Below are 16201 nucleotides of genomic sequence, written 5' to 3' on the forward strand. Positions count from 1 at the left end.
CGGCGGCCTCCCCTTCACTGCGCCCGACTCTCGGGCCTCCAGACGGTAACCGAGCTCGGCGAAACGGCGGGCTGGAGCTGCCATGAAAGACCCCCAGCCCATCTCTCGGCCGCCGGGCGCCGTCGTTGACCGTGGCTGACCGCCCTTGGCACGCCCCGCCGGAGCCGCGCGATGAACGATGGCGCCGAGGGCAGGTCGAGCCACCCGTCTGGACCTGTCGGACTGCGCAGGGGGCGCGGTCGGCATGAGGCTGGAGGCCAGGCCCATGGGCGGCCGGACCGCGAACCCGGTGCGGCCGCGCCCAACCGTCGAGCAGGGGGCCGGGTTCTCGCGCCGGGCTTCACAGATGCCCAGCGCCTGCTGTGCCGGACGCCCTCATCCCGGGGGACGCCATGACCGGAGACGCCTCCCATGTCCCCGTCCTCCAGGAGCGTGATTAGTGTGGCCCGGAACCGCCGTCTGATCCTGAGCTCGCCCCCCGAGGTCTGGCGCCTGCTGTCCGATGGCCACCGCTACGGGGAGTGGGTGACAGGTACCCAGCAGGTCCTTGACGCGGACCCGCACTGGCCAGAAGTAGGCGCCCGCCTGAAAGTCCGAGTCGGCGCCGGCCCCCTGACCCTCGACGACACCTGCGTCGTCCGCATCTGCGACCCGCAACGCCGCCTGGAGCTGGAAGCGAAGGCAGATCCCTTCGGCGCAGCCCGCATCGCCATGAACTTGATCCCCTGGGGCGAGAACACCCTGTTCATCCTCGACTGGCACCCCCTCCGGGGCCCTGGCACCCGGATGCACGGACTTCCCGTGGATTACATCGTCGCGATCCGCAACGGCATGATGCTGACGAAGCTGGCTCGGATCGCGGTGGGCGAGCACGGCGGAAGCGCTTGAGGCACCTCACAGAACACCCGAGGCGGATCAGTGCTCGTCCGAGGTCGTCCGGGTCGACTGACTGGCCGCCCGCTGTCAGCGCTTCGGGATTGCGATGATCATGCGCGCTGGAAACTGAGACGGAGAACGCCGAAGGGCCCCACCGCGAACGGTGGGGCCCTTCGACATCGTGCCCGGTGAGGCACTGGCGGAGGATACGAGATTCGAACTCGTGAGGGGTTGCCCCCAACACGCTTTCCAAATGTTCGTCCGGGGGTCCGGGCGGGTTCGCGGCCGTTCTGACCTGCGGCCCAGTGCTCTTGGCTCGCTCGGATGGACCCCCCTGAACGACCATGAATGCAACCCCAACTGCAACCCTCCGAGCCCTCGTCTCAGGGTGCGGAGGGGAAATAGATCGACTTAGTTACGTCGTAGGCTGCGAGGCCAAGGCGGTCGCCGCCGAGCACTACACCTTCTGCCCAGACAACATCGTCCAAGGCCACCACGAAACCCTCCGCACCTACGCGGCCAAGGCGGTCCTGGATCGCCACGTCTGGCACTTCTGGTGGGACTGATGGCACGCGGCCCGGCGCGCCCTCAACCGGCCTGAGCGGCGCGTCACGTCCACTCGTCGGCCTCCGCCTGCCTTAGCACCCGCTCGACAGCCGCCTGGAGTTGGTCGGGCGGGTAGCCGTTCCTGCGTAGCAGCCGCAGCACACGGGCCACGACGCGGTCCCGGGCCTGGTCCTTCAGCCGCCAGTCGACCGTGGTGACACTCCTGACCTGGCCGTACAGCTCGCGCGCGAGCCGGGTCAAGACTGCCGCCCCCATCATGTCGGTCACGAGCGGGTCGACCACGAGCGCGTCGTAGATGGCGAGTTCGTCCTCGGTCAGCTCCAGCCGCTGCGCCCGCGCACGGTCGTCGGACACCTCGTGGGCCAGGGCGACCAGGGACGTCATGGCCTCGTCGGCCGTCATCAGGCCGTTGGCGTAGCGGTCCACGGCCTGCCGCGTCCTCGCAGTGAGGGCCTCCTGGCGAACGACATTGTTCGGGTGCGCCTGCCGGATGTCCCTGACCAGCGTGCGGCGCAGCGCCTCAACGGCGAGGTGTGGGCGGCGGCTCGCCCGGAGCCGATCCAGCAGGGCGTCGTCCGGGCGGGAGAGGTCCGCTTCGGCCAGGCCGGCGGCGTCGTACAGGTCGGCCGAGCCGCCGGTGCCGTCGGCGGACGCGTCCAGCTTCTCCCGCGCGGTCCGCACGGCCTCGAAGAAGCGGATGTCGGCGAGCAGGTCCCGCACCCCGGCGTCCGCCGGGCAGAGCGAGAACGCGCCGCGCATGAGGCTCACGTGCCGCGTGAACCGGTCGCCGCGCCGGGCCGTTCCCGGCCGCGCGCCGGGCTCGGGAGCGGCGAGGTGGTCCAATACCGCCGTCACAGCCCCCCGGTACGCGTCCGGGCCGCTGCCGTCGCGAATCTCCCGCCACGGGCAGTCGGCCAGGACGTCCAGGAGCCGCCGGTGGTTGTCCCGTACGGCGCCCACCGCGTGCGCGACGTCCGTGACTGGTGCGCCGCCGTCCCCGCCCTGCCGAGTAGCGTCGGCCAGTACCTCGGCGAGTTGCGGGCCTACGCCCTGGTAGTCCACGACCAGGCCGGACGGTTTGCCGTCCCACGTGCGGTTCAACAGGGTGACGGCCTCCAGCAGCGCGGGGCCGCGCATCCGCTGGTCCAGGTAGAGGGTGTGCAGCGGCGGGGCGTCGAAGCCGGTCAGCCACAGCGACCGGACGATGACAAGTTCCAGTTCGTCGTCGGGATCCAAGATCTGCCGCTGGATCGTCCTCAGCCCCTCCGGGCTGTGGACGTGGTCCGCGATCTCGGCGGAGTCCCCGATGTGGCCCGTGACGGCCGCCCGGATCCGCCCGCCGGTGTCGGCCAGCAGTCCCGTCCGGGGGTCCCGGCCGCTGGTCCACTCCGGCCGCAGTCGCGCGAGGGCATCGAACAGCCGCGCCGCCGCAAGCCGTGACGATGTCACCACCATGCCCTTGCCGGGCCGGCCGGTGAGCTTGATCATCTGGGTGCGCCGCACGTCCCAGTGCGCGAGTACGTCCCGGGCCAGCGCCTCGATCCGCGCGGGGGAAGCGGCCAGGTCCGCAGCATCGGGAACGAAGCCGACGTCGAGATTGACGTCGAAGTCCACGTCCTCGGGTGGCGTCCGGATTGGGCGCGACTCGTAGAAGACGGGCACGGCCGTTCCGTCGTCCACCGCCTGCGCCAGATCGTAGGTGTGGATGGTGTTGCCGAACACGGCGTGCGTGCGGCCGTTCCGGTCGTCCGCCAGGGTGCTGGTGAACGCGATGAAGGTGGCGTTCGGTAGCGCCTCGCGCAGGTTGAGGGCGTGCCGGGCGCTCTGTCCGCGGTGGGCTTCGTCGACCACGACGATGACGTCGCGGCGTGCGGACACCAGCGGATGGCGGGCGCCCGCTTCACGTTCCTCGTGGGTGAGGCGGAACTTCTGCACGGTCGCGAAGACGACACCGCTGTGGGCGTCGCGCCGCAGCAACTGCCGCAGCTGCGTGCTGTCCTGAGCCCATTCGACGCCGCCGCCGATCGCCGCCGGCAGGGTGCAACTGGCGGCGAAGGCCGCGTAGAGCCGGTTGCCGATGTCGACGCGGTCAGTGAGGACGACGAACATCGGGTGCGGCAGTTCGGGCGCCCGCGCGGCCTTGCCGACGTAGAACAACATCTCCTGGCTCCGGCCCGCGCCCTGCGCGTGCCGGACCACCCCGGCCCGGCCGTCCGTCGCGACGGCGGTCTCGCTGGCGCGGACGGCCGCGTTGACGGCGAAGAACTGGTGGGCCCTAGCGAGGGTGACGGTGTCCACCGCGCCCGTCCGGCGCGCGGAGTACGACAGGAAGTTGGCCACGAGATCAAGGAGCCGGGCGGGTTCGAAGGCGCCAAGCAGCATCCGCTCCAAGGCGCGCCCGTCCTGCCGCTCCCTCCGGCGCAGCAGCGCACCGTCGGGGTCGGCGTGCCAGGGCGCCATGTCGTCCCAGGCGGTGAACGGGGTGCCCATCCGGGCGGTCGTGCCGTCGGTGACGAGGGTCACCAGGACGTTCGCGAACGTGCCCGTCTCCTTCAGATCGCGGCGGTAGCCCTGGATCTGGTTGTACGCGTCGCGGGCGGCGTCCCGACCGCCAGCCCGCTTCAGCTCGATAGCCGCGAGGGGCAGGCCGTTGACGTACAGCACGATGTCGAAGACGGCAACGCGATCCTGGGCGCTGCGTACCTTGACCTGGCGGGCGGCGAGCAGGTCGTTTGCGTACGGGTCGGAGAAGTCGACCGGGCGGACAACCGTGTGCCGTTCCCCGCCGCCTGCCGCGTCCGGGTACGGGACGCCGACGCCGTTGACCAGCCGCTGGTGGAACTGGTGGCTCTCGCGGAGATCGTTCCTGGTGGCTCGCTCCAGCAGTTGGGCGACTGCGTCGTCCACGGACCGCTCGGGCAGCAGCGGGTAGCGCCGCCTGATCGCCTCGCTCAGGCGCGGCCGCAGGACCAGGTCGTCCCAGTTGCTCCGCTCCCCGGAGGACGGCCCGAGCTCGGCCCCGTCGACCGGCCGCCAGCCGTACTCGCCAAGCAGTTCGAGGGTGTGCCTTTCTAGCTCCCGCTCGGTCGGCCCTGTGGTGCCCGCGACGCGCTCGCTCATCCGGTCTCTCCCACCGCGCGGGCAGCGTCCCCGACCCGCAACCGGCCGGAGATCAGCCCGGGGAGCATGGTGTCGCGCAGTGCCGCCAGGGTACGGTTCTCGGCTGCAGTTTGCGCCGCGCTCGCGTGCAGGGCGTCCAGTCTCGCGGACAGCCCGGCCCGCTCGCCCTCGGCGGGAAGGGGAAGGGGCCAGCCGGGCATGTCCCCCAGCGGAAGCCGGTCCACGGTGGCGCCATGGAGGCTACGGCGCCCGATCTCGTCCTGGAACGCGGGGCTAAGGTAGGCGTGCAGGAGCAGTGCGCCGCCCGCCGCAGGGGTCTTCGCTCGTAGGAGTGCCATCCGGCGTCCCAGGGACGCGCGGACACCGGGCGGCATGAGCGCCGCGTGGCCGAGCCGGGTCTCGTACGAGAACAGCACGTCGCCGGCCCGCGGCCGGACACGCCGGGTCCAGCTGGCGAAGTCTTTCTCGGACAGGTGGGCGGAGGCGGCCAGGTCCAGGCGGCCGGCGTCCAGGCTGCTGATGCTGAGGAACCACGGGCCGGATGCGGTCTTCACCGGCGTGGCGTGCGGCCCGTCGTGCAGTTCCGCGACCTGGCCCAACCGCTGCGGGGGGCCCGCTGGCGCCGCCGCGAACGAGGCGTCGGCCAGCTGAAGGCAGGTTTCGGCCGTGCACTCGTTGGCGGCGATCTTGTCGTCCAGTGCCCCGAGGACATCGGCGACGGCCCGCTGCTCCGGCAGCGGCCGGGCGGGGATCGGGAGATCGCCGAGGATGTCCGGGGTGACGTGCGGAACCCCGGTGGTCACGGCACGCGAACGGATCAGCGCCACCATGCCCGGGTCCAGGAGGCAGTAGTAGAGGAACCTGACGTCCGCCCGGTCCGGGTCCACCCGTATCCGCGCCTGGGCCGGTGACAGGACATACCGGTCATGGATTCCGGCGGGCACGATTCCCACCTGGCCGAGCGTACCGCGCTGGGTGAGGACGAGGTCGCCCGGAATGGCGAGGTGGCGGGCGAGCGCGCCGTCCGCGCGGGCGGCCGGGACGAAGACGAGACCGGTCGACGAGAAGTACCCGCCGCCGGACAGGTTCTGGCCACGGACGACCGGGACCCCCTCCGGGACGAAGTCCCGCTTTCCGAGGCGGGAGCCGAGCGGTCCGCCGACGAGGCCGTCCGGCACGGCGAATTCCTTCAGGGGCCGCGTGCGGACGGCCGTCACGACACTCTCCGCAACTGCGCATCGACGGCCTTCGCCAGGCGCTCAGACTCGGCGAACTGCTCGCGCAGCAGGGCGGTCAGTCGGGCGACCCTCGCGTCCGGCGGCTCGGCATCCGGGTCCGCCGGGGCCTCGGCCGTGCCGACGTACCGGCCCGGGGTCAGGACGAAGTCCTGCTCGGCGATGGCGGACAGGGGCACGCTCGCGCAGAAGCCCGGCTCGTCCTCGTACGTGCCGGCGCCGGACTCGCCGCGCCAGGCACGGACCCGGTCGCCGATGCGGACAATCTCCTCGTCGCTCAGCTCCCGCAGGGTGCGGTCCGCCATGAACCCCAGCTCCCGGGCGTCGACGAACAGCACCTCGCCGCCGCGTTCACGCGCCCAGACGGAGCCCCGCCCCTTGCCGTCGGCGAGGAGCCACACGCACGCCGGGATGGCGGTGGTGCGGAACAGCTGGCCCGGTAGAGCGATCACGCAGGCCACCAGGTCCGCTTCGAGCATCGCCCGGCGGATGTCCCCCTCACCGGACTGCCTGCTGCTCATCGACCCGTTGGCGAGCACCACGCCCGCCCGCCCGCCCGGGGCGAGCTTGCTCGCCGTGTGCTGGAGCCACGCGTAATTCGCGTTGTTGACCGGCGGGGTGCCGTAGACCCAGCGCCGGTCCATCGCCAGGAAGTCGCCGCCCCAGTCGGAGAGGTTGAACGGCGGGGCGGCCAGAGCGACCTGTGCCTTGAGGTCCGGGTGCCGGTCCTCGCGGAAGACATCGGCCGGCCCGGTGCCGAGACCAGCCTCGATCCCGTGGACGGCCAGGTTCATGTGGGCCAGCCGCCAAGTGGTGGCGTTCCGCTCCTGGCCGTAGAACGCCACGTTCAGCCAGTCGCCGCCGTGAGTTCTGACCGAGTGCGCGGTCTGGACGAACATGCCGCCGGAGCCGCACGCCGGGTCGTACACCCGCTCACCCTCCCGGGGTCCGAGGACTTCCACCAGCAGCCGGACGACACTGGCCGGGGTGAAGAACTCACCGCCCTTGCGCCCCTCGGAGGCGGCAAACCGGGCGAGGAAGAACTCGTAGACCTCACCCACGACGTCCGGGGCGCCGGGACCGCTGGCCTGTTCCTGGAATACCACGCGGTCGAGCAGCTCCACGAGGTCGGCCAGGCGCCGCCCGTCCACACTGCTGTCGCCGTAGATCTGCGGGAGGGTTCCGAGCAGGGCCGGGTTGTAGCCCTCAATCGCGCGCATCGCGGAGTCGATTGCCTCGCCGATGCCAGCCCCGTCCCCCGTGCCCCGCGCCAGGTCCACGACGCTCTCCCAACGGGCGGCCGGGGGCACGTAGTAGACGCCGGAGCCCGTGTACTCACGGCGCTCCTCCAGGGTCGCGAGCAGTCCGGCCTCCTCCCATCCGCCTTCCGCGCGCAGTTCGGCCTCCAGCTGCCGGCGCCGCTCGGTCATCGCCGCAGACACATACTTCAGGAAGACCAGGCCCAGCACGAAGTGCTTGTAGGCGGCGGTGTCCAAGCTGCCGCGCAGCTTGTCGGCGGCACGCCAGAGGATGTCCTTCATCTCCTCCGGGGACCGCTTCTTCCGTGGCGGCACAGCTGCCTCGCTTCTCTGGTGTTCGACTTCGTGCTTCCTCCATGGGACCACCGGCTACCGGCTCGGCCGCCGCCGTAACGCCAGCGCGCCGTCGGCAACCCCGGCGGCGAGCCGCTCGGCCAGCGTGTCCAGAGCGTCCAGTTGGCGCCGCACCTCGGCGCGGTGCCGGTCGATCTCGGCGAGGACGGCCTCTAGTTCGGTGATCTCTTCGGGCGGCAGCTGCGGCAGGTCCATGTCGCGTACGCTGACCCGCCGCACCAGCGAACCGCTGCTGCGCTGCTGGTTCCTGGGCGCGGCCAGCAGCCGGGCCAGCGGGTGCGGGCCGATCCATAGGCCGCCGGCCGTGCCGCCCGTCGCCCGCTGCTGCGCGTACGCGGTGATCCGCAGGCCCTGTACCGGCGCCAGCAGGACGCAGCCGCCCAGGTCGTCCACATGGGTGCGCACCCCGTGCTCGGTGAGCAGCAGGACGTCGCCGCGCTCGGTCACCGCCGCCTGCGGGTAGCCGGCCAGCGCCTCCGGCGCGATACGCCGCCGACCGATCGGCAGTGTGCCCAGCATCTCCTCCCGGCCGATGACGACCAGGCCCCCGTCGGCGATGTCCTCGGAGTGGATGCGGTGCCCCGGGAGCAGCCTCAACTGCCCGGCCCGCACGTGCTCGTCGAGCCGGCGGTGCGGCACCGGGCTCTCCCGCTTGGCGATGCCCAGGCCGCCGATCCACTCCCGCAGGTCGGGCAGCGCCGCCGCCGCCTCCCGGCGGGCGTCCAGGGACGCCCCGAAGTGGTCGAGTCCCGGCTCGGGGGAGGCCAGCCGGTGGGCGGGCAGCAGGGACCGGCCGTCCAGCAGCTGCTCCCCGCGCGGGCTCGCGGCCATCACCGGGATGTCACGGACCTCTTCGGACGCCGGGAGGTCCGCCGTGCTCAGCGCGTCGGCGACGAACTCGGCCCAGCGCTGCCCCAGCCCCGTCCGCACCGCGATTCGGTCGCCATCCACCAACCGCGTCAGGCCGCGCTCGGCCGGTTCGGCGTCCCGGCGCAGGACCAGAAGGGCGAGTTCCGCACCGGTGCGAAACGGATGAATGCGGCGCGGGAGTTGGACGATGCCAGCCACCGCGTCCTCCATGAGGAGGTGCTCGCGCAGCCGGACGTTCGGACTGCGAACACCCGTCCTCTGACGGGCCAGCGTCCACGACGGCACGACCACGTACGCGGTGCCACCGGGCCCGAGCAGACCCAGTGCCTCGGCGGCCCGGCTCAGCGGCCCGTCCTCGTCCGTCTCGCGCTCGCCCGCCGCATAGGGTGGGTCGACGACGACGACGTCGGCCGCCGTGAGTCCGTCGGCCCGCAGCGCCGCGACATCGGCATACAGGTCGACGCCCTGCACATTGTGCGCCAGCAGGCGGTGGCCCAGCAGTTCCCGGCGAAGCCTGTCCGACTCCATCGCGGTAATCTGGCCGAGCCGGCCACGGTCAAGGGCAAAGAGCAGGTCTCCCGTGCCGGCGTACAGGTTGATCACGGAGGGGCGGGCACATTCGGCTTCACCGGCGGCCTCGCGGCGGCGGACCAGCGCGCCGATCAGCTCCGCCACCACCGCCGGGGTGGCGTCCATGGCCAGGTCAGATTCGAGCCGGCCGGCCAAGTCGAGCACCGCGTCGGCGGCGGCACCCGGCGTCTCCGTACTGTCCAGCAGCTCATCCACCGCTTGTTCGAGCTGTCCGCCCGCGACCGGAGCCCGCCGGTTACCTGCGGCCGCATCGGCGATCAGCGACAAGGCGGACCTGATCAGCGTCTCTGCCGAGATGCCATCGTGCTTCAGCGCGACCAACTGGCGCAACCGGAGAGCCTCCCGGAACCGGTCTCCGTACGTCGGCATACGTCCGTCCTCCCGCCGTTCCGCGTCGGGGACGGGCCGGGTATCCAGCCACTCGGCGACTTCCTCCGCGTCGAACAGCGGCTTGTTCTCTGTGCCGCCCATCGCGGTCGGAAAGGACGCGTGTCGGCGGCGCCAGTTACTCACGGTGGGGCGGCCCACGCTGGCGAGCTCCTTGATCTCGCCGAGTGTCACCGGCTTGAACCGGTTCCGGTTCGTGGGCGGCCGCTGGTTCCCCTGGCTCACAGCCGAATCTCCTCCTCTCCGGACAGCACTCGTTCCTTGCGAGCCAGCACCTGCGGCACTTGGCCGAACTTCTCGTGCAGCGAGGCCGTCTCGGGACTGACGTAGCCCATCAGCGTGAGCGCGGCGGTGAAGCGGTCCTCCAACTCCATGTGGAAGACGCGCTCGTGGTGGGCGACCCGATTCCGCAGCTTCAGAAGTCTTTTCAACTCCAAGTGCAGCTCATCGCGGCGGATGCCGTGCGCCCGAAAAAGATGCTGAAGCGACGCGTTCCACAGCTGCATCTCGTAGTGGCGCCCTTCGCCTCTGGCGAAGAGGCCAACCCAGAAGCCGAACGACAACTGCGCCACGACGTCGCAGGGAGCATCCGGCTTGCGCATCGTGCGCAGCTTCTCGCGGGCATCGGCAATGTTGTCCTGGCCGACCCGGTGCAGTCGGATGCGTCGGTCGTTCCACCAGTCGTCCCGGCGGTACTTGCCTGCGAGCTGCCGGTGGACGGCGTTGCGGTAGCAGATCTCCAGGTCCCGCAAGATGCTGTATAAAGCCCGGCTGACCTCGGCGTCCCACGCATACAGGCGCAGTGCCACTGTGGCGTCGCCCCCGCATACCGCGAGGAACGGCTGAAAGCGCTCGGCCGACATGGCCCGTACCAGTTCCTGCTCATCGCTCCGCATCACTGCGTCCCCCTGTGTCCGACGCAGATTGCAGGTAACTGTGCTAGATTCTTCTGCGTACGCCCTGGAACTTCTGTCACTGCACCTAGTTGCATACAGCCCGGGGCAAGAAGCATGATGGCTCCCTGCCCCGGAGTCCGCCCGCAGCGATCAGGCGGACTCCGGGGCATAGCTGTGTCCCGGGACACAGCCGCTGAGGCTGGGCGACGTTCACCACTTCGACCAAGGTCCACGCTAGCAGCGACGTCACTGCCCGGGCCACATTCACAGATATATAGGCCCGAGAAGCCCACTTCTCAACAGTTGCTTGTTTCAGGCGGGCGAACAGCTAGCTCTCTCGCGCACCGGGCGAAGGGCTGGCAGGGTTATCTCGGCCACGGTCAGCTGCAGCAAGCTGCTGCACCATGCCCCTCCTCTCACATCGCGGAGGAAGGGCCGCCGGCCCACGCCCCGCTGGCCAGTTGACCGCGAAGTTCGGCACCGTGCTGGTGATCGTGGACCAAGCCGTCTCCGTCGGAGCTCTACCGCTCACCGTCGCCCGCGATGCAGGCTGCAAGGTCGCCTACCAGGCGCACCTTCGCCATCAAGAACCTGAGCCCTCCACGGGAGCCGGCCATATGCCGTCGATGAGCCAGGGTCGGGCAATCGGCTCCAGGTCGCGCGAGAACTGGTCCCCGCCGCCACCTGCCATCTGCTGCGCCCACTGGCGCGTGGCGCCCGCGGCCCAGTCCGCCACCTGGAGCTGCGGGTGGTCCTTGCTGTCCGCGAACTCGATGGCGCCCATGAAGGGGTTCATGAACTCACCCTGCCGTGCGGGATTGGGGAGGAAGTGCACGGTGTGCAGGTAGGCAGTGTTGCGGTCGACTACTTTCGATGCGTCGTGCACCAGGCGGAACTTGCCCAAGGTCTGACCGAAGGTGGTGGCAAGGCAGTACAGGCTTGGGATCGCCGGATCCAGCTCGTCCCGATGCCCCTGGGATGCGATCACCGCTGCGGTCTCGTCAGCGACGGGCCGGCAGTATTCCAGGACCTCCACCAACTCGGCGAACTGCTGGCTTTGTATGGAGGCCTTGAGGGCGGCTATGGCCGCGTACAGCTCGTCGGTGGTGGCCCTCTGTCGGACCCAGTTCACGAACGCCTGGAGCATCCGGTCGTAGGCGTCCGCATCTCCCATGACCGGGCTGGCCAGGTGCAGCATGTTCGCCAGAGCGAGGGTTTCCTTCCCCTCGTACAGGTTGTAGCCGTCCCGGTGCGCCATGGTTTCCACGATGACGTCGACCATCTTGGTCATCACCATGAATCGCTTGTGGACCAAGTACGTTCGCACGCTCCCCTCGGGCAGGCGCGAGAAGGCGTTCATCAGCGCCTTCCGTCCGCCGCTGGAACCCGCCAACGACGTGTACTTCGGCTCGCGCAGATTGCGCGGGAGCTGCCCACGGACCTCGTCGATGATGGAGGCGGCGAGGTCGTCAGGGAGGTGAACCCCGGCCACCGTGAAGACAGGTTGGTGCGGATCGAGGAGGTTCTGCCCCGAGTTGGCGGACTCGTCGACGTAAACGACGGGGCGTTCCAAGGATGAAGTGGACATGCATGGAGGATGCCCGCCAGCTTCGGGGCGGGCCAGCCGCAGTCGGCGATGGCACCCGCAGCGGTCGGCTATCCCCTCAGCCTCGATCGTGCCGTCCGGCTGGTCAGTTGCGCGGAGCGGCGTCCAGGTCGGGCACGCAAAACAGGCCAGTTGCTTCGGCGCGGAGGGGGCCGTCGCCGCCTGATCACGCAAACTGCACTCAACGTCGAAGGGCCCCACCGCGAACGGTGGGGCCCTTCGACAGCGTGCCCTGTGAGGCACTGGCGGAGGATACGAGATTCGAACTCGTGAGGGGTTGCCCCAACAAACAGGCTTTCCAAATGTTCGTCGGAGGGTTCGAGCAGGTTCGCTGCCGTCCTGAGCTGCGACATAGCGTGGCTGGTCGGCCTGGTCGGCCTGGTCGGCCTGGTCGGGCTCCCGCGAACGGAGATGAATGCAACCCTCCCGTATCCCGGCGAACCTCTCTCGTCGTCGGCCTTGCTGCCGATCCGGCGGGTCCGCGCCTGCTCCGTTCCGGTTCAGAGTCACTTTTGGCGATCCGGTGGACGGCCGGAGACCGAACTTACAGAGTCGTGGCCGTGGCTGCTGGGGCGGACGACGGGCGCAGAGCATCCCGCAAGTCGAAGGTGGGGCATGGACAGCAATGAGTACGACGAGTACGAGGCCACTGTCAGAGTCCGGAAGGGTGCCCGCCTCGCACGGTCGAGGAAGACCGCAGGCGCTCGCCGCGGCATTACTGACCCCGGCACCGATCAGATGGATCACGCCGAGATCTTTCTGAAGGAGGAAAACGGGCCGGATCCGGTGGCGGCGCACCCACAGGACTGGCCCGACTTTGACCACCAGGAATCGGAGGCGCGAGCGCAGGAGCGCCGAGAGCTCGCGGAGTTCGCCACCCAGGTGCTCATCGAGGTCAGCTTCAGGCTGGCGGAGAAGGCTGCTCCGCTTGTCAGGAAGTGGTGGTTTGAACGCGCGCTCCCGGCAGCGAAGGCGAAGTGGAACGACCGGGCGACCCTGTCCGTAAAGGCGAAGTGGAGCAGCGTCACACGAGGTCGCCCGAGTGACCGTCGGTCCGAGGCCGAGGGGGACCTGGAGGAAGCCGTCGTTGTTCCAGACGATCAGCGGACGACTATGAGCAGCGCGGAGGCGCAGGAGCGGGTCAAGGCGGCTTTGGTTACGAGGCTGTTCAGCGATGGACAGCTTCGGCTGGTGCGCGACGCCCGGATCGTGGACGAGGGCGAGGACGGTCCGGTGGAGCTGGGGGCGACGAGTGATCTCACGCCTCAGCGCATCGGGGAACACATCGCGTTGATGCTCGAGGCCAACCCGTCGCTGCTGGGCCAGGACACCCTGGCCGAACTCGGGAAGCTCATCGCGGAAGTTTGCGCCAATGGCGATGACGTTGTCCATCTTGGAGTGGAGGGCGCGGGGCCACACGACTACGGGAACGGACGAGGGCGACCGCGGGTTACCTGAGCGTTGACCGACGAGTCAGGTCGTTGAACTTGTCCAAGGCACGACAGCGCCGTGGCACCCGGAGACCCAGATCGAAGCCACCAACTCCTGTACCGGGACCCGGCGCTGTACGCCCTGGCCCGGGCCGACAGCGGCGGAGCCGACGCCGCCCGCGCTCTGATCGAGCGGTACCGGCCGGGCACCCGGACGCTGGCCGACCTCGGCTGCGGCACCGGCCGCGACTTGGAGATTCTTGCCGAGGGGTTTCAGCGCGGGGGTGGACTTCCAGCCAGGCATGGTCGAGTACGGTCGGCGTGTCCGGCCCGGGCTGGACATCCGGATTGGCGACATGCGTACGGTCCGGCTCGGCCGGCAGCCGGGCTGCATAGTCACCACCGCTGCTTCGTGACCGGCACCGTTTTCAGCTGGGCGCGACCGGCGTAGCCGCCACCCGGACCGCTCAGCAGATGGCCGTTGACCTCCTGGGTCACTCCTCTAGGAGACGGATTGCCATCACGGTCCCGTCGCCGCGGATGGACACCACGTTCCACTGTCCAGACGTGCTGCGGTCCGGCCACTGCCCGCGTAGGGCGTGTACCTCGCGTCGGTACTCGTTGACGCGCCCGTGGTGGAGGTGCACGTACAGACTCCTCTTGAGGCCGGAGAACGCTTCTACACGGGTGCCGTTGAGGCGGTAGATATGGTCGGTGCCAACAAAGTCGATGTCGTGGATGCGGTGCTCCGCATCTCGCAGTTTTGCCGTGTCGGTGCGGGTGTCGTGCAGGAAGTGGCGGCGCCCTTGTTCCTTGGTCAGGTACTGGGCGGTGGGCTTGCCGCCTCCGGTGAAAGCCATGAGCGTGGCCGCTTCCGTCCGGGCCAGCACGACGCTGAACCAGGCGTAGGAGTCCGGCAGCACCTGAAAACCGGGGATGGTCGTCTCTCCACGGTCTGTGGGCCGCACGACGTCGGCCATGCGATTGTCCTGTTCCAGTACGAGGTCCAGGTCGGCTCCGGATGTCTCTCCGGGCGTGCGGAGAAGGGACATGCCCGGAGTCTCGAGAGCGTGCAGGGCGAGGGCCTCCGCGGGGGGAATCTCGGTGCCTATGAGCAGGTACGGGACGGTGCCGTAGGGCCCGATGTGTACTGACTCAACGTGGGCACTGGCCGTGCTCAGCTGCTTGTGCACCTGATGGGCGCTGCTGTGCGTGCCCTTCGAGGCGAGGAGGAGGACTTTGGATGGCTGCCCTGGGCGCCAGGCTTCGACGAAGAAGTGCGGCCTTCGCTGAAGCGGCTCCGGGCGAGGGCCGTTACCGGAACTGCTCAGTGTCCAGCCGGCCTTCAGGGCGATGTCCGCCGGGATCACGGAAACCGAGTGGTCGGGGTACCGGGACCTGACGATGTTCTCGGCCAGTAGCGATGCAAAGCCAGTGCCGATTTCTCCGGACTGTGTGGCCTTGTAGAAGCGCAGGAGGTCGCGCCCTTCGGACGACAGTTGCAGGTAGCGGCCTCGATTTGCTTCCAGGGCCTGGTTGTAGCGGAGGCTGCCCCAATGTTCGGCGAGTCCCCGCCCCGCGCCCTGGCGGGCCGAAGCGGCGCCGAGGCCGATGGCGTGGATGACCTGCCAGGGAGTGAGTGTCAGTGATCGCGGCGCCCTCCCGACGGCTCGGTAGTCGGTACGTCGGCGTAGTGGACCCCGCCCATCCTCGATTCGTTTCTCGTCCTCTTCCGACGCAGCCTTGGTGACCTGGGCGGCGAGTTCGGTGGACGAGCGGACCTGAACGTGGGAGTTGGTGCTGAGCTCGTGGAGGATCTCGGCAATGGCTTTGGACTCGCCCTCGGTCACCTGCAGCCCTTCCGTCGACGTCGTGTGAGCCGGAGGACGGTAGGACAGGGCGGGGGAGCGCAAACAAGTACGCAGGAGAGGGCGCACGCCGGAGTTCGGCCACCCCGACGGCCCGGTCGGCGCTGATTGGGATGAGGCCCGCTACCTGACTGCTACCCCTTGGCGAGGATATACGCGAGTGCCGCCGCTCTCTCTGCCATCCCCTGCTTCCACGGTGTCCCGTCCCCCTCGGCGATCTCCCGCCACAGTGCCGCAGTCGCCGCCCCGAACGCGGCGAGGGCTTCCGGTTCGGCGGTCCGCCACGACGGGAAGCGTCCCGCGAAGGCCACCGCCGCCTCCACCGAGTGGCCGGCGTCCATGAGCCGCAGGGCCAGGGCGCCGGGGTCGATCCACGCCGCGCCGCGTGTCGGCCACGCCCAGTCGACGAGCCGGGCTCGTTCGTCGACGATCAGGACGTTGTCCGGGGCGAAGTCGGTGTGCAGGAGGGTGTCGCCGCCGAAGAAGTGCGACGTCGCCGGTGGGGCGTATTCCGCCCAGCGGTCCACGGCGTCCTTGATCTCGACGTCGGCCGGGGCCGTGACTGCTTGCAGTTCGGTGAGCGCGGCTTCCACGAGCGGGAGGTCGGGGGAGCCGGGCGCGTAGTCGGCGTGGCGGCCCTCGATGACCTCGTAGCCGAGGAGGCTCCAGCCGTCGAGTTCCAGGTGCCAGTACAGGTGTGGGCAGGACGTCGGCAGGTGCGGGGCGACCGCTGCTTCACGGCGCTGCGCGGCGACCTGGGGATGGTCGGCCGGGATGCCCTTCACGAAGACGCTGCCGCTCTCGGTCTCCAGGACGGAGGCGATGCCGGAGTTCATACCGCCCCGCACGGTCACCGCATGGTGCACGGCGCCGGTTTTGTCGGCGACGGCCTGGCGGACGTCGCCGGGGAGCTGCTCGAACGGGATGCGGGACATGGACACGCGCGGTTCCTCAGGTGCTCGGGGACAGGGGTGCCGCCCCGGCCAGGGTACGGCCGGGGCGGCACTCATGGAGTGGAACGGGCGGGCACGGGATCCGCCGTCGGTGGATCTAGTGCCGCATCAAGCAACGTTCGCCCTGTCGATGACCTCGCGGAGCCGCTCGTCGGCGGCGTGCTTGTTCCGCCAGATGATGTAGCGGCG

At 69.8% G+C, this 16201-nt stretch carries 11 protein-coding genes and 1 pseudogene; 3 read left to right on the top strand and 9 right to left on the bottom strand.

Annotated elements, in window-relative coordinates:
- The first annotated feature begins 441 nt into the window (after positions 1 to 441).
- Together ABT009_RS42540 and ABT009_RS42545 are read left to right on the top strand one after the other, a co-directional pair.
- Entirely contained in the window at positions 442 to 888 is a 447-nt protein-coding gene (locus tag ABT009_RS42540) for an SRPBCC family protein (protein ID WP_351307179.1), read from the top strand.
- 332 nt (positions 889 to 1220) lie between these two features.
- Complete coding sequence (locus ABT009_RS42545; RefSeq protein ID WP_351307181.1) at positions 1221 to 1442, top strand: DUF4253 domain-containing protein; 222 nt, start codon at positions 1221 to 1223, stop codon at positions 1440 to 1442.
- A gap of 43 nt (positions 1443 to 1485) precedes the next feature.
- Here ABT009_RS42545 and ABT009_RS42550 read toward each other — a convergent pair whose 3' ends face one another.
- The 6 genes from ABT009_RS42550 to ABT009_RS42575 form a co-directional block, all read right to left on the bottom strand.
- The gene (locus ABT009_RS42550; RefSeq protein WP_351307183.1) at positions 1486 to 4563 is read right to left on the bottom strand and encodes a type I restriction endonuclease subunit R; all 3078 of its coding nucleotides are present in this window, start codon (positions 4561 to 4563) and stop codon (positions 1486 to 1488) included.
- Positions 4560 to 5780, bottom strand: coding sequence for a restriction endonuclease subunit S (locus ABT009_RS42555; protein ID WP_351307185.1), 1221 nt, complete (start codon positions 5778 to 5780; stop codon positions 4560 to 4562). The genes ABT009_RS42550 and ABT009_RS42555 overlap by 4 nt, the downstream gene beginning before the upstream one ends.
- The gene (locus ABT009_RS42560; protein ID WP_351307187.1) at positions 5777 to 7339 is read right to left on the bottom strand and encodes a type I restriction-modification system subunit M; all 1563 of its coding nucleotides are present in this window, start codon (positions 7337 to 7339) and stop codon (positions 5777 to 5779) included. The genes ABT009_RS42555 and ABT009_RS42560 overlap by 4 nt, the downstream gene beginning before the upstream one ends.
- A gap of 87 nt (positions 7340 to 7426) precedes the next feature.
- Positions 7427 to 9484, bottom strand: a complete 2058-nt coding sequence (locus ABT009_RS42565) for a DNA methyltransferase family protein (protein WP_351307189.1) — start codon at positions 9482 to 9484, stop codon at positions 7427 to 7429.
- Positions 9481 to 10122 (bottom strand): Abi family protein, encoded by a 642-nt coding sequence (locus tag ABT009_RS42570; RefSeq protein ID WP_351307190.1) that lies wholly within the window; start codon positions 10120 to 10122, stop codon positions 9481 to 9483. The genes ABT009_RS42565 and ABT009_RS42570 overlap by 4 nt, the downstream gene beginning before the upstream one ends.
- Before the next feature lie 616 nt (positions 10123 to 10738).
- The gene (locus tag ABT009_RS42575; RefSeq protein WP_351307192.1) at positions 10739 to 11743 is read right to left on the bottom strand and encodes a DUF3800 domain-containing protein; all 1005 of its coding nucleotides are present in this window, start codon (positions 11741 to 11743) and stop codon (positions 10739 to 10741) included.
- Between the two features lie 633 nt (positions 11744 to 12376).
- On the opposite strand from ABT009_RS42575, the gene ABT009_RS42580 reads away from it, so the two are divergent.
- Complete coding sequence (locus ABT009_RS42580; RefSeq protein ID WP_351307193.1) at positions 12377 to 13219, top strand: hypothetical protein; 843 nt, start codon at positions 12377 to 12379, stop codon at positions 13217 to 13219.
- 466 nt (positions 13220 to 13685) lie between these two features.
- On the opposite strand, the gene ABT009_RS42585 is transcribed toward ABT009_RS42580, so the two are convergent.
- The 3 genes and pseudogenes from ABT009_RS42585 to ABT009_RS42595 all read right to left on the bottom strand — a co-directional run.
- Positions 13686 to 15128: a hypothetical protein gene (locus ABT009_RS42585; protein ID WP_351307195.1), complete on the bottom strand. Its 1443-nt coding sequence runs from the start codon at positions 15126 to 15128 to the stop codon at positions 13686 to 13688.
- A gap of 65 nt (positions 15129 to 15193) precedes the next feature.
- Positions 15194 to 15994, bottom strand: coding sequence for a phosphotransferase family protein (locus ABT009_RS42590; RefSeq protein ID WP_351307200.1), 801 nt, complete (start codon positions 15992 to 15994; stop codon positions 15194 to 15196).
- Positions 15995 to 16120: 126 nt separating this feature from the next.
- Positions 16121 to 16201: pseudogene (locus ABT009_RS42595) on the bottom strand (transposase); the annotation flags it as partial.

This window comes from Streptomyces sp. NPDC002896 (assembly GCF_040295225.1).
GTDB lineage: Bacteria > Actinomycetota > Actinomycetes > Streptomycetales > Streptomycetaceae > Streptomyces.

Coding starts and splice junctions, on each gene's coding strand:
- ABT009_RS42590 (WP_351307200.1), bottom strand. CDS start 15,994: ATGTCCCGCATCCCGTTCGAGCAGCTCCCCGGCGACGTCCGCCAGGCC.
- ABT009_RS42550 (WP_351307183.1), bottom strand. CDS start 4,563: ATGAGCGAGCGCGTCGCGGGCACCACAGGGCCGACCGAGCGGGAGCTA.
- ABT009_RS42575 (WP_351307192.1), bottom strand. CDS start 11,743: ATGTCCACTTCATCCTTGGAACGCCCCGTCGTTTACGTCGACGAGTCC.
- ABT009_RS42560 (WP_351307187.1), bottom strand. CDS start 7,339: ATGAAGGACATCCTCTGGCGTGCCGCCGACAAGCTGCGCGGCAGCTTG.
- ABT009_RS42580 (WP_351307193.1), top strand. CDS start 12,377: ATGGACAGCAATGAGTACGACGAGTACGAGGCCACTGTCAGAGTCCGG.
- ABT009_RS42545 (WP_351307181.1), top strand. CDS start 1,221: ATGAATGCAACCCCAACTGCAACCCTCCGAGCCCTCGTCTCAGGGTGC.
- ABT009_RS42570 (WP_351307190.1), bottom strand. CDS start 10,122: ATGTCGGCCGAGCGCTTTCAGCCGTTCCTCGCGGTATGCGGGGGCGAC.